This is a genomic window from Cupriavidus sp. GW822-FHT02D05, from assembly GCF_058802485.1.
The window spans coordinates 1-12,599 of sequence record NZ_JBXAOE010000010.1 but is presented as its reverse complement, the minus strand read 5'-3'; the positions used below and the strand labels follow the sequence as shown (position 1 = coordinate 12,599).

The window sequence follows — 12,599 nt, the reverse complement described above, 5'->3', positions numbered from 1 at the left end:
AGTGTTTTGGTGATTGACGCTTTTTCCTGGGCAGATGTAGGCATACATTACAGCCAACGTGGAACACACCACGATATGCCCGAAGGAAGAAAAGCATCATGAAGACCCTCGCACAAACCCGCACCCTCGCCGTTTCCCTCCTCTGCGCCATCGGCCTGTCGATGGCCGCCGCCTCCGCGCATGCCAGTACGCCGGTTTCCGACCTGGCTCGCCTCGATGGCAGCATCGGCCGCACGGTCGACGCGTTCACCGACGGTGCCCGCAACGGCCCGCGCGACCCGTTCACCGATGGCGCCCGCAGCGGCCCGCGTGACCCGTACACCGACGGCGCGCGCGGCGTGAACGAGCCCCGCAGCAGCTTCAGCGACGGCGCCTGAGCGCAACCTGGCATTCGCCAGGTGTGGAAGAGACAGTTAGATAGTCAGAGATAGTCAGCAAGTGCTCACGGTGTGAGCAACATTGTCAGCGCGGACATGGGCAGGCCTGCCAGCCGCCCACCCCCAACCGCAATGACCCCCACAGCCGCGCCAGCCCTCACGGGCCGGGCGCGGCTGCGTCGTTTCGGTCCTGCAGTTCGGAGGCCATCATGGCTTCCACCGCCTCCATGAAGACGCGTACCTTGCGCGGCTGCAGCCGGCGATCGGGCAGCAAGGCAAAGACCCGCAGCGGCGGCGGCGGGTAGTCCGGCAGCACCTTGACCAGCCGTCCCTGGGCGACTTCTGCTTCGCAATAGATCAGCGACAACCGGGCAATGCCAAGGCCGGCCAGGGCGCCCTGCAGCCGCAGCTCGGCGTTGGCGGTCTGCATGCGCGGCCGGATCGGTACCGCCACGCGCTCGCCATCGCGGGTAAATTCCCACATGCCGTCACCGGGCGTGGTCAGGGTTGGCAGGTTGGCCAGGTCTTCGGGCTGCAGTTGCAGCGGCAGGCCGGCGGCCAGCGCCGGCGCCGCGAACAGGCCGCGCTCCACATGATAGATGCGCCGCGCCACGGTCCCGGAATCGGGCAGGTCGGCATCGACCGCGACAAAGGCGACGTCGAATCCGTCACGAATGGGATCGACCATGCCTTGCGAGATCTCCACCTTCACGTCCAGTGCCGGGTGGGCCGCCAGCGTGCGGCAGATCACGCCGCCCAGTTGCTGGGCGCCAAACTCGTACGGCGCGGCGATGCGCAGCACGCCTTGCACCCGCTCTTCGCGCGCCAGTGTTTCCTGGCGGATCTCACGCAGCCGCGCGAACAAGGGCGCCACGTCGCGGTACACCGCGCTGCCGGCGTCGGTCAGGCGCATGCGCCGGGTTGTGCGCTGGAGCAGCTTGGAGCCGATGGCCGACTCAAGCCGCGCAACCGCCGCCGAGACCCGGGACTTGGGACAGTCGAGCTGCTCGGCCGCAGCCGTGAAAGTGCCTTGCTCCACCACGCAGCAGAAGGCTTCCCAATCGTTCCACTGGATTGTCTCGTTCACCAGGCGATGTTTCCTTTACAAGCTATGTTTCCCAAACGCGCGACATTATGCGCGCAGCGGGCGCGCCACTGGCGCGCGTCCCGCATTTCCTCTACCCTTTCGGCCTTTCCGTGTGTATTCGGCAATCAGCCGAACCAACCGATGGCCAGCCCTGCCGCTCCCGACAATTCCGACCACCCGGCCACGGATGCTTCCGTGGCGCCCGCCGCCGCGCCGGGCCCGGAGAAGCCGAGCGATAGCTATGTGCAGTCCTTTGCACGCGGGCTCTCGGTCATCCGTGCCTTTGACGCGCAGCACCCCGCCCAGACGCTGAGCGAGATCGCGCAGGCCAGCGGCCTGACCCGCGCCGGCGCGCGGCGCATTCTGCTGACCCTGGTCGGCCTGGGCTATGTGCGCGCCGATGGCCGCCTGTTCCGCCTGACCCCCAAGATCCTCGACCTGGGCTTCGCCTACCTGACCTCGATGCCGTTCTGGAACCTGGCCGAGCCGATCATGGAGGCGTTGTCGCAGGAGGTGCGTGAAAGCTGCTCGATCTCCGTGCTGGACGGCACCGAGATTGTCTACGTGCTGCGGGTGCCAGCGCGCAAGATCATGACGATCAACCTGTCCATCGGCAGCCGGCTTCCGGCCTATTGCTCGTCGATGGGCCGCGTGCTGCTGGCCGGCCTGCCGCTTGAGGAGCTCGACCGGGTGCTGGGCGCTAGCGAACTGCGCGCCCGTACCAGCCGCACCGTCACCGATCCCGCCGAGCTCAAGGCCATCATCGCCGGCATCCGCACACGCGGCTGGGCCCAGAACGACCAGGAGCTGGAAGAAGGGCTGGTTTCGCTGGCCGCGCCGATCCGCAACCGTGCCGGCCAGGTCATCGCCGCCATCAATATCAGCGGCCAGGCCAACCGCACCAGCGCCGACGACATGGCCAGCAGCTTCCTGCCGCCACTGCTGGCCGCCTCCGAGAAAATCTCGAACCTGATCAGCCTGCGGAGCTGATGCGCCAGCGCGGTTAGCGCATGGGCGTTGCCGGCGTGGGCAGCTCGACGCTGCCGAACTCGGCCGAGCGGGTGCCCGGCAGCGGATGGTTGCTGGCACCGTGGTAGGCGAAGGCGACCGACAACTTGACCGCTTCGGAAACGTTCTGGCCTGCGCTGTGAAACAGCCGGCTGTCGAACAGCAGCACGTCGCCGCGTTCCAGGGCCAGCGGCCGCACGCCTTGCAGCATGGCCTGGCTGGCCGGATGCGACTCGATCAGGAATTCGGCCGCATCGAGCTGGCCGGGTTCGAGCGCGACGGTGTGCGAGCCGGGAATCACGCGCAGCACGCCGTTGCTCTCATCCTCCCTGCCCAGCGCCAGCCACACCGTCACCAGCTCCGGGCGAGCAAATGACCAGTAGCGGGTATCACGGTGCCAGCCGGTCTGGCTGCCATAGTGCGGATGCTTGGTCATCACGCAGTTGTGGTGAGCGAGAGTCAGGCGCACCGGCTCGCCCAGCAAGCTCGCCACCACCTGCCCCACCGCGGGATCGGCGGCCCATGCACGGAACGCATCGTCGCGCCCATAGGCCTGGCGCAAGCGCCGCACCGTGGCCCCTCCGACGGCGTCGCGGCTTGCGGGCGCGCCGGGATAGCCTAGCTCGGCTTCATATTCGACCGGCGCCGCCGCCGCGGCCAGTTGCGCGCGTGCAACCTGCTCGAGCTGGTCGCAGACCGCGGGCGGGGCAAAGCCGCGCAGCACGATATAGCCATCTGCGTGAAAGGCGCGGTTGAGTTCGTTCAAGTCTGCAGCGGTCGGGGCGATGGCCGAAGCGATGGAAGCGGTGGAAACCTTGGAAGCCGTGGAAGCCACTTTGGAAGCGGCACCCGGCGGGACAGCAAGCGGGGAGTTCATTGCAGCGGATGGGGGGTTGGCTGGGCCGACAGCTTCGATAATGCCAGAAGCCGGGCGAATCGGCGCGCCCCGCGTGTGTTGGGTGCTCGTTGCGTGCGCAAACAGACTGTTCCCGCGCCTAGGCGCGCCGCTACAATGGCCGGGTTCTCCCCCGACCCGCAGGCTCCACGTGACAGCTCGCCCACGCATCGTCGCATCGCTCTCCGAGGCGGAAGCCCAGCTTGGCCGCATCGTCCTGGGCAAGCCCCGGCAGATCCGGCTGGCGCTGGCCTGCATGCTGGCACGTGGCCATCTGCTGCTGGAGGACCTGCCGGGCGTGGGCAAGACCACGCTCGCCCACGCGCTGGCGCGCACGTTGGGGCTACAGTTCCAGCGCGTGCAGTTCACCAGCGACCTGTTGCCCGCCGACCTGATCGGCGTCTCCGTCTTCGTGCGCGACAGTGCGGAATTCCGCTTCCATCGCGGCCCCGTGTTCGCGCAGGTGGTGCTTGCCGACGAGATCAACCGCGCCACCCCCAAGACGCAGAGCGCCCTGCTGGAGGCGATGGCGGAGGGACAAGTCACCCACGACGGCGTCACCCATGCCTTGCCGTCCCCGTTCTTTGTCATCGCCACGCAGAATCCGCTGGACCAGATCGGCACGCACGCCTTGCCCGAATCGCAGCTCGACCGCTTCACCATGCGCCTGTCGCTGGGTTATCCCGATCCGGCTTTCGAGCGCGTGCTCTACCTCGGCGGGGCAGCGCCCGCGGCCGGCACGCCCGTGATGGATGCCGAGCAGGTGGCCGCGCTGCAGCAGGCCGCGGCCCAGGTCTATGCCGGCCCGGCGCTGGTGGACTACGCCCTGGCGCTGGTGCAGGCCACACGCGCGCACTCCGCCTTTGCCGCCGGGCTGTCGCCGCGGGCAGGCCTGGCGCTGCTGGCCTGCGCGCGCGCCTGGGCGCTGCTGCACCAGCGCGACAGCGTGCTGCCCGAAGACGTGCAGGCGGTCTTCATGCCAGTGGCGGGCCACCGGCTGCTGCCGTCCGGCGCAGCCGGCGGTGGCCAGGAGGCGCTTACCCGCCTGCTGGCTGACGTAGCCATTCCCTGACGCCCGATGGCACGCGGCCGGCCGTTTTCCTCGCCGGGCACGGCATCCCCGGCCGCGCCTGGCCCCAAGCGGCAGGCATGGGCGTCGCCACCCTGGCTGCAGCGCCGGCGCGCCCCCCGGCAAGGCGTGGTAACGCTCGACCGCCGTCACCTGTACATCTTGCCCACCCGGGCCGGCCTGGGCTTCGCGGTGTTGCTGATGGCCATGCTGCTGACTTCGCTGAACTACAACATCAGCCTGGGCTTCGCCCTCACCTTCCTGCTCGGCGGCATCGGCATGGCCTGCATGTGGCAGGCCTACCGCAACCTGCTCGACATGACGGTGGCCGGTGTCAGCGCGGCGCCAGCCTTTGCCGGCGAGCCGGCGGCATTCAGCCTGCGCATTTCAAGCAGCGACGCGCCGGTGCGCATCGGCGTGGAGGCGAGCCTGCCGGCCCAGGCCGGCGCGCTGCCTGCCCGCCTGAGCCTGGCACGGGATGCCTCCGGCCAGCTGATCTTGCACATGCCTACCAACCAGCGCGGCTGGCTGGCGCTGCCGCGCGTCACGCTCTCGAGCCGTTTTCCGCTGGGCCTGTTCCGGGTGTGGAGCTATGCCGACCTGCCGCTGGCCGCGCTGGTCTACCCAAGGCCGGAACCTGGCGCGCCGCCTCTGCCTTTTGCCGCGCAGCCCGACGATGATGGCGCGGCGTCCTTGCCCTCGGACGATGGCACGGATCAGTTGCGGCGCTACCGCAGCGGCGATCCGCTGCACCGCGTCGCCTGGAAACATAGCGCGCGTACCGGCCGCTGGCTGAGCCGCACCGGCGAGGCCGGCGGCCTGCCGACCTGCTGGCTGGACTGGCAGGCCCTGCCGCAACAGCTCGGCCCTGAGGCGCGGCTATCGCGCCTGTGCGCCTGGGTGGTGGCCGCGGGCGACACCATGGAAATCGGCCTGCGGCTGCCCGGGGTCGATATCCCGCCCGGCCGCGGGGGCGCGCATCGCCGCGCCTGCCTCGAAGCCCTGGCCCTGTGGCCGGGACGCGCAGGTCAAGCCCCGCCGGAGCGCACACCGTGAAGCTGCCACCGCGCCCCCTTGCGCACGAAGAGCATGGCCTGCTGCTGAGCCAGCTGGCACTGGTGCTCGCGCCGCAGGCGCGCAGCCTGCCGGTGACCATCAGCGTCTTGCTGGTCTTGCTGCTGGCGTGGCGCTGGCTGTTGTGGCACCAGCGCGCGCCGCTGCCCTCGCGCCTGATGCTCGGGATCATCGCGGGGCTGGTGATGCTGGTGGCCGCCGCACTGGTCTGGCAGGCCGGCGGCAACATGGGGCGCGACCTGTCGGTGGCGCTGCTGGGCGCCTTCGTCGTGCTCAAATTGCTGGAGTGCCGGGTGCTGGCCGATGCCACGCTGGTTACCCAGCTGTGCTTTTACCTGCTGCTGAGCCTGTACCTGTTTGACCAGCCGTTCTGGCTGGCCTTGTACAGCCTTGCCATTGCCGCCTGGCTGCTGCGCAACTGGCTTTTCCTGGGGCATCCCGAGGCGCGCGGCTATCTTGCCGTGTGGCCGTTGCTCGGCCGCCTGACGCTGATCGGGCTACCCTGGGCGCTGCTGCTCTTTGTCTTGTTTCCGCGCCTGGATCGTCCACTGTGGCGGCTGCCGCAAGCCGAGGCCGTGGCCACTACCGGCATCAGCGACACCATGAGCCCGGGCAGCGTGAGCCGGCTCACCCAGTCGACCGAAGTCGCACTGCGCGCCGACGTGCAAGGCGGTCCGTTGCCGGCCAGCGCCCTGTACTGGCGCGCGCTGGTGCTGTGGCAATTCGATGGACAGACCTGGCGGCCATCGCCACTGCGGCAGCGGCGCGCGCAGCCGGCGCCGGGCTTGCCGGCGGCCGACGACACGGCTGTGGATGCCGGGCCTGGCGAAACGGTTGGCAACGCCTCGGCCAACGGGATCGTCAACTACAGCATCACGCTGGAGCCCAACCAGCACGCGTGGCTGTTCCTGCTCGACCGTGGCCAGGCGATTGCCCCCGGCGCCGGCGCGGTGATCAATGCCGACGGGGAGTTTTTTACGCGCGACCCGGTGGACCGGCGCCTGCGCTACCGCGCGCGTTCGGCTCCCGCCGCAGCGCAGCCTCTCGATCTGGCGACGCGAGAGCTGGCGCTGGCATTGCCGCCGGGCAACCCGCGCACGCGGGCACTCGCCGCCGCGTGGGCGGAGCAATACCCGGATCCCGCCCAGCGGGCGCAGGCCGCGCTGCGGCTGTTTGCCGCCGCGCCGTTCAGCTACACGCTCTCGCCTTCGCCGCTTGGCCACGAGCAGGTCGACAGTTTCCTGTTCGACACGCAACGCGGCTTTTGCGAGCATTACGCCAGCAGCTTCGTGTTCCTGATGCGCGCGGCCGGCGTGCCCGCGCGCGTGGTCACCGGATATCTCGGCGGCGAGTACAACCCCATCGGCGGCAACTACATCGTGCGGCAGGCCGATGCCCACGCATGGGCGGAAATCTGGCTCGAAGGGCGCGGCTGGGTGCGCGTCGATCCCACCAGCGCGGTGGCGCCAAGCCGGGTCGAGCGCGGCATCGACGCCGCACTGGAGGCCAGCGAGATCGAAGCGCTGCACGCGATGCGAGACCCGGGCTGGCTGCGGAACCTGCGCTGGGGCATGGACGGCATGGTCTACACCTGGCAGCGCTGGGTATTGCAATACGATCGCGGCCAGCAGGCCCGCCTGATGCAGCAGCTCGGCATCGGCGACAGCGTGCCGCAAGTCCTGCTGGGTGGACTGGCGGCGCTGAGCCTGCTGGCGCTCCTGCCGCTCGTGCTCAAGCGCCGCCGGATCGATCCCGTGCAAGCCGCCTACGCACGCTTCTGCCGCCAGCTGGCACGCCGCGGTTGCGTGCGCGCGCCGTCCGAAGGGCCGCAAGATTTTGCAGCGCGGGCCGCGCGCGCCCTCCCGGCTGCCGCGCTGGCAGTGCGGGACTTCAGCGATCGCTACACCAGGCTGCGCTACGGCCGCCTGGCGCCGGCGCAGCACTCGGCCGAGCTTGCCGGGCTGCGCCGAGCGCTGCGGCGGCTTTGCCGTCACCTTGCTCGCTGAGCATAGCGAGCGCCGGGAGGCATCAGCGCCCTGACTTGTTTCAGATGATATAATTACGTTTGTAATTATATTGCCGGACCGGCTCCGTTGCTCCGGCATCACCTGACTCCCCGCCATGTCCTTCGAAGACCGCATTGACCGCTTCTGCGCGGGCCATCCGGAAGCACCGCGCGACCTGATCCTGGCGTCCCGGCTGCTCATGCGCACCGCACGCCTGCTGCGCAGCCACATCGATCGCGCGCTAGCGGCCTTCGAGCTGGACCTGCAGCAATACCTCGCCATCAGCCTGCTCGCCACCGACGACGACCAGCCCAGCCTGCCATCCGAGCTCGGCATCACGCTCGACGCCACGCGCACGCAGATGACCCGGCTGATGGACGGCCTCGAAGCGCGCGGCCTGGTGCGCCGGCACACCTCGGCGCAGGACCGCCGCAGCACCGAGCTGGTACTGACAGCCGCCGGCCACCGCATGCTGGAGCGTGCCGCCCCGGCCGTGCATGCGGCCTACGCCGAAGCCTGGGGGCCGGTAGGCGAAAGCGGCCTGGCCGCTGCCACGCGTGCGCTCAACCGGATGCACCAGAACCTGCTGACGCTGGAACCATGAAAACCGTGTCTGCCTTACGGCCGCTGCGGCTCGGGCTGCGGTGGCTGCGCCTGCTCAGCCACCGGCAGCGCCAGACCCTGGTGATGTTGCTGCTTGCGCTGGCCACCTCGGTGGAGTTCCTTGAGAACATCATGTTCGTGTTCGCATCGAGCCATATCGTTGGCGGCGTCGATGGCGATCCGCGCAGCTTCGCCCTGGTCCAGGCGGCGTACGCGGTGGGCAGCATGTTGATGATCCTCAAGCAGCAGTGGCTGGCGCAGCGCTTTGGCTATCGCTACTACCTCACCGGCGCGCTGCTGATCTTCATGGCGGGCACCCTGGCGGCGGCCACCAGCCATTCGCTGCCGCAGCTGGTGGGCGCGCGCTTTGTGCAGGGCGTGGGCGGCGGGGCGCTGTTTACCAGCTGCCGCATCTTGGTCAATGTGATGTTCGCGCCGGCCGACCGGCCACGCGCTTCGCGCATCTTCATGCTGGGGATCTTTGCCGCCTCCGCGCTGGCGCCCGCCATGGCAGCCGAGCTAATCGACCGTGGCGTGTGGCAGGACGTGTTCTACGGCGTGCTGCCCTTCGCCGCGCTGGCAACGCTGGGGGCGTGGCTGCTGCTGCCAGACGCCGAGCCGCGCGAGGACGATCCCGGCCCCGCGCTGGGCCCGCTGCTGCTATTCGGCGCGGCGGTGGTGACCCTGCAGGCCGCCATGACGGAGGCGCGCTTCGATATCTTCTCGCACCCACTGCGGCTGGCGCTGATCTGCGCGGCGGGTGTCGGACTGCTGATGGGGTTTCTCTGGCAGCAATGGCATCACAGCACGCCGGTGCTCCATCTGCGCGCGCTGCGCAATCCGGTCTACCTGACCGGGCTGGCCATGTATTTTGTTTACTACCTGATCAGCAACCTGAGCAGCTACGTGTTCCCGATCTACGCCGAGCAGGCGCTCGGGCTGCCGCTGGCGACCACCGGCTGGCTCAACACCTTCGCCGCCACGGTCAGCCTGGCCGGCATCTTCGTCTACCTGCGCCTGGCCCCAAAACTGCCGCACAAGAAGCCGCTGATGGCAAGCGGCCTGCTGCTGATGGCCGGGGCCGCGTGGTGGTTTTCGTCGATGCCGCCCAACGCTGGCCCGTCGGCGCTGGCGTGGGGACTGGTGGGCAAGGGCCTGTTTGGCGTGATGGTCATCATCCCGATTGCCGGACTCACCTTCCGTTCGCTGGCAGGCGACGATTTCGCCCACGGCTACCGCAGCAAGAACCTGCTGCGCCAGATCGCCGCGTCCTTCGCGTCCGCGCTTGGCGCCGTGCTTTTGCAGAACCGGCAGTTCGCGGTACACACGAGCCTGACCGGCGCCCTTGGCCAGCACACGGCAGAGACGCAGCAGTGGATGGCGGCCGCCCAGGCAGCCTTGAGCGCGCGTGGGCTGGATCCGGGCCATGCCTATCAGGCCGCGCTGGCGCAGCTTGCCGGCCTGGTCGATATGCAGGCCAGGCTGATTGCCTGCGAGGATCTGTATCGGCTGATCGCGGCGCTTGCCCTGATGGCTGCTGTCTTTATGCTGGCGCAACGCCGTCTCGATTGAAGCGCGCTTGCTGCAAGACTGGGAGTTGGATGCCGGGGCGCGGGCAGATCTGTCTGCCGCACAGGCTACGCAGTGTCGGCCCGAGGGGCTGGAGCAGCGTGTTGGATCTGGTAAATCTGGCTGAATCTGGCTGGCATGCCGGAGCGGATCGCTCCGGGGAGTCGCGGCGCGGGGCGCGCGCGGCTGTCGCTTTCCGGGAAAGCGTCGGGTCGGCTAGTTGATCGGTTCTAGTGGCTCTAGCGGTTCTAGTCAGAACAGAGCGAGCTGGCGCATGCCAAAGCCGATGGTTTCTTCCACGCGCATGCGGGCGTGAGCGAGCGAGCCCTCCGCACCGGAGTAATTGCCTGCGGCCCAGTGATAGACCACCGGCATGTCGCCGCGATCGGACAGGCGAACTTCGCCCAGTTTCTCGCCGCGCTCATTGCGGTAGAAATGCGAACGGTAGCCACGCTCCCAGTGCGGGGCTTCGGCTTTCTTGCGTCGGCGCGGGGTGGGCGAGGCTTGCGGCAGGCGCCGCGCTCTCTCGGTACCCGTGGTCGCGGACGCGCGGGTGAAATCCAACTGCATAGACTTCCTTGTGTCATCGAGTCTGCAGGACAATTTCGCATTAATGGCCCAGGATGGTCAAGGCCGTTACTGCGTGTCCTGCTTCGCAGTCGAGATGATACCTGTTACCGCGCGTTCTGGCAGCCCTATTGCACCGGAATTCGGCGTCCACTAAGGCTTGGCGGGCCGACACGTATACCTTCGCGCCGGCCCGTCCGCCATTTATGCCGAGGTTAACTCGGGGTTAACTTCGCGGTTAACTCCCTGGCTGACTTTGCCGTTAACCCAGGTCCAGAGGGATAAAGATACGGGCATCGTCACGTTGCACCAGCAGTGCAACCTGCTTGCCGGACTTCGCGACCAGGGCCCGCAACTGCTCCGCCGAGCTGATCGGCGTGCCGTTGATGGACAGGATGACGTCACCCGGCTGGATGCCCACCTTGGCCGCCGGACCTGCGACATCTTCGACCACCAGCCCGCCGTCTATCCCGCTGTCGCGCTTCTCGGTCGGGCTCAGCGGGCGGACCGCCAAGCCAAGCTTGCCGCCGACGTCATTGGCGGGGGTCTTGCCGGCAACTGCAGCATCCTTGGCCGTGCCGACCTTCACCGTCAGGGTCAGCGGCTCGCCCTTGCGGATCACCTTCAGCGAAGTCTGCGTGCCCGGCGCGAGGTCGGCCACATGCTCAGGCAAGTCTCCGGAATGGTCGATCACGTCGTTGCCAAGCTGCACGATCACGTCACCCGGCTTGAGGCCAGCCTTGGCGGCCGGGCTGTCCGGTTCCACCGAATTGACCAGCGCACCGCTAGGCTTCGGCAGCCCGAACGATTGCGCCAGGGCCTGGTTAACCTCCTGCACGCCGATGCCGAGACGGCCGCGGGTGACCTTGCCATGCGCCACCAATTGCGCCTGCACCTTGGTAGCCACGTCGATGGGAATCGAGAACGACAACCCCTGGTAGCCGCCAGTCTGGCTGTAGATCTGCGAATTGATACCGATCACTTCGCCCCGCTGGTTGAACAGAGGGCCGCCAGAGTTGCCGGGATTGACGGCCACATCGGTCTGGATGAATGGCACATAGGTGTCATCGGGCAAGGAACGCGATTTCGCGCTGACGATGCCGCCGGTGACCGTATTCTCGAAACCGTAAGGCGAGCCGATGGCCAACACCGGCTCACCCACGCGTACGCGTGAGGGGTCGCCCAGGCGCACGGTCGGCAAATCCTTTGCGTCGATCTTGATCACCGCCACATCCGTTTGCGCATCCGCGCCCAGCACCTTGGCCTTGAATTCCCGGCGGTCGGTCAACTTGACCGTCACCTCCTGCGCGCCATCCACCACGTGCGCATTGGTCAGGATCAAGCCGTCGGGGCTGACGATAAAGCCCGAGCCAAGGCCACGCACAAGTTGCTGCTGGCCATTCTGCGGCCCTTGGAACTGCGGGCCGAAGCGCTTGAAGAACTGGAACAGGGGATCATCCGGGTCCATGCCCTGCGGTACCTGTGCCGAAGCGCGCTGGGCGCGCGCGGTAACACTGATATTGACCACCGCCGGACCGTACTGGTCGACAATGCTCGAGAAGTCGGTGGGCGCGGCAACGGCCAGGGGCTGGGCCGAGGCCGTTACGGGCGCCTGGGCGGCATATCCCGGCGTGATGACTTCCTTCTGCAGATAGGTATACCCCCCGGCAAGAGCGGCCAGGGCAGCAATACCAATGGCTGAGCGTGCAAGCGTCTGGCGAATCATGGCGTTTTTCCTTTCTTGGTTACCTCAGGCGTCCGGGCTATCTGGACGCGACAGGACCATCCTAAAGGCCGATCCTTAAACCAGACTTAAGGAAGCGTAGAAGGCACTGTGGGGATCAAGAAGGGCGCCACTGATGCGGAGCGTTCAGGGTGTGAGGGTAAAGCTCAAGCAGGATCGACGCCTGGACCAACAGGCAGATCTGTCGCCAATTGCGCGCAAAAACTCCGCTTCTGCGCGGAAGTCAGCCGCTTCGCCGCCGCTTCAGCTTTTGAGGCTTCCGAGCGATTGTCGAAGCGCTGCCAGCCCAGGATCCTGACTGGCTTGCGCGATCGCGTATATTTAGCGCCCGTTCCTGCCAGATGCTGGGCGAAGCGCCGCTCCACATCCGTGGTGATACCGGTGTAGATCGTGTTGCCCTCGCATTCGAGCAGGTAAAGAAACCACGGGGCTTCGCCGTCAGCTGGCATTCGAAATGAGCTAGAAAAGGGGAGGCAAGATGGCCGGAGCGGCAATTATGCTTGCTGCCATCACTTTTCGCAGCCGCAAAAGCAAAACCCCCCAGTACTTTCGTACTGGGGGGTTTCAAGGGAGAGCCTGGCGATTACCTACTTTCACACG

General features: G+C 67.6%; 12 protein-coding genes. 7 read left to right on the top strand and 5 right to left on the bottom strand.

Annotation, left to right across the window (positions count from 1 at the left end; genetic code table 11):
* The first annotated feature begins 98 nt into the window (after positions 1–98).
* Positions 99–377 carry a hypothetical protein gene (locus tag AC1RQK_RS14770; protein WP_253930380.1) on the top strand — a complete coding sequence of 93 codons (279 nt, stop codon included), beginning with the start codon at positions 99–101 and terminating at the stop codon, positions 375–377.
* 157 nt (positions 378–534) lie between these two features.
* On the opposite strand, the gene AC1RQK_RS14765 is transcribed toward AC1RQK_RS14770, so the two are convergent.
* A complete protein-coding gene (locus tag AC1RQK_RS14765) occupies positions 535–1,464 on the bottom strand; it encodes a LysR family transcriptional regulator (RefSeq protein WP_150991598.1) in 930 nt (309 codons plus the stop codon).
* A gap of 141 nt (positions 1,465–1,605) precedes the next feature.
* On the opposite strand from AC1RQK_RS14765, the gene AC1RQK_RS14760 reads away from it, so the two are divergent.
* Positions 1,606–2,454 (top strand): IclR family transcriptional regulator, encoded by an 849-nt coding sequence (locus AC1RQK_RS14760; RefSeq protein WP_492371294.1) that lies wholly within the window; start codon positions 1,606–1,608, stop codon positions 2,452–2,454.
* 13 nt (positions 2,455–2,467) lie between these two features.
* On the opposite strand, the gene AC1RQK_RS14755 is transcribed toward AC1RQK_RS14760, so the two are convergent.
* A complete protein-coding gene (locus AC1RQK_RS14755) occupies positions 2,468–3,349 on the bottom strand; it encodes a phytanoyl-CoA dioxygenase family protein (protein WP_492371293.1) in 882 nt (293 codons plus the stop codon).
* A 169-nt stretch (positions 3,350–3,518) separates the two neighbouring features.
* Between AC1RQK_RS14755 and AC1RQK_RS14750 the strand changes: the two genes are divergently transcribed.
* From AC1RQK_RS14750 to AC1RQK_RS14730, 5 genes are all read left to right on the top strand, one after another.
* Complete coding sequence (locus tag AC1RQK_RS14750) at positions 3,519–4,439, top strand: AAA family ATPase (RefSeq protein ID WP_043357117.1); 921 nt, start codon at positions 3,519–3,521, stop codon at positions 4,437–4,439.
* Between the two features lie 6 nt (positions 4,440–4,445).
* Complete coding sequence (locus AC1RQK_RS14745; protein ID WP_492809558.1) at positions 4,446–5,492, top strand: DUF58 domain-containing protein; 1,047 nt, start codon at positions 4,446–4,448, stop codon at positions 5,490–5,492.
* Positions 5,489–7,516, top strand: a complete 2,028-nt coding sequence (locus AC1RQK_RS14740; protein WP_492809556.1) for a transglutaminase TgpA family protein — start codon at positions 5,489–5,491, stop codon at positions 7,514–7,516. Before AC1RQK_RS14745 ends, AC1RQK_RS14740 begins: the two co-directional genes overlap by 4 nt.
* A 115-nt stretch (positions 7,517–7,631) precedes the next feature.
* Complete coding sequence (locus AC1RQK_RS14735) at positions 7,632–8,120, top strand: MarR family winged helix-turn-helix transcriptional regulator (RefSeq protein WP_492371290.1); 489 nt, start codon at positions 7,632–7,634, stop codon at positions 8,118–8,120.
* Entirely contained in the window at positions 8,117–9,691 is a 1,575-nt protein-coding gene (locus AC1RQK_RS14730; RefSeq protein WP_492809553.1) for an MFS transporter, read from the top strand. Before AC1RQK_RS14735 ends, AC1RQK_RS14730 begins: the two co-directional genes overlap by 4 nt.
* A 249-nt stretch (positions 9,692–9,940) precedes the next feature.
* Here AC1RQK_RS14730 and AC1RQK_RS14725 read toward each other — a convergent pair whose 3' ends face one another.
* From AC1RQK_RS14725 to AC1RQK_RS14715, 3 genes are all read right to left on the bottom strand, one after another.
* The gene (locus AC1RQK_RS14725) at positions 9,941–10,258 is read right to left on the bottom strand and encodes a hypothetical protein (RefSeq protein ID WP_006164639.1); all 318 of its coding nucleotides are present in this window, start codon (positions 10,256–10,258) and stop codon (positions 9,941–9,943) included.
* Between the two features lie 259 nt (positions 10,259–10,517).
* Entirely contained in the window at positions 10,518–11,981 is a 1,464-nt protein-coding gene (locus AC1RQK_RS14720; RefSeq protein WP_492809551.1) for a DegQ family serine endoprotease, read from the bottom strand.
* Between the two features lie 164 nt (positions 11,982–12,145).
* Positions 12,146–12,448 (bottom strand): GIY-YIG nuclease family protein, encoded by a 303-nt coding sequence (locus AC1RQK_RS14715; protein ID WP_492809549.1) that lies wholly within the window; start codon positions 12,446–12,448, stop codon positions 12,146–12,148.
* Between the last annotated feature and the right edge of the window lie 151 nt (positions 12,449–12,599).

What these genes read in the sequence shown, in the direction of transcription:
- AC1RQK_RS14770 (WP_253930380.1), top strand. Translation starts at nt 99, where the DNA reads ATGAAGACCCTCGCACAAACCCGCACCCTCGCCGTTTCCCTCCTCTGC.
- AC1RQK_RS14760 (WP_492371294.1), top strand. Translation starts at nt 1,606, where the DNA reads ATGGCCAGCCCTGCCGCTCCCGACAATTCCGACCACCCGGCCACGGAT.
- AC1RQK_RS14755 (WP_492371293.1), bottom strand. Translation starts at nt 3,349, where the DNA reads ATGAACTCCCCGCTTGCTGTCCCGCCGGGTGCCGCTTCCAAAGTGGCT.
- AC1RQK_RS14745 (WP_492809558.1), top strand. Translation starts at nt 4,446, where the DNA reads ATGGCACGCGGCCGGCCGTTTTCCTCGCCGGGCACGGCATCCCCGGCC.
- AC1RQK_RS14735 (WP_492371290.1), top strand. Translation starts at nt 7,632, where the DNA reads ATGTCCTTCGAAGACCGCATTGACCGCTTCTGCGCGGGCCATCCGGAA.
- AC1RQK_RS14730 (WP_492809553.1), top strand. Translation starts at nt 8,117, where the DNA reads ATGAAAACCGTGTCTGCCTTACGGCCGCTGCGGCTCGGGCTGCGGTGG.
- AC1RQK_RS14725 (WP_006164639.1), bottom strand. Translation starts at nt 10,258, where the DNA reads ATGCAGTTGGATTTCACCCGCGCGTCCGCGACCACGGGTACCGAGAGA.
- AC1RQK_RS14720 (WP_492809551.1), bottom strand. Translation starts at nt 11,981, where the DNA reads ATGATTCGCCAGACGCTTGCACGCTCAGCCATTGGTATTGCTGCCCTG.
- AC1RQK_RS14715 (WP_492809549.1), bottom strand. Translation starts at nt 12,448, where the DNA reads ATGCCAGCTGACGGCGAAGCCCCGTGGTTTCTTTACCTGCTCGAATGC.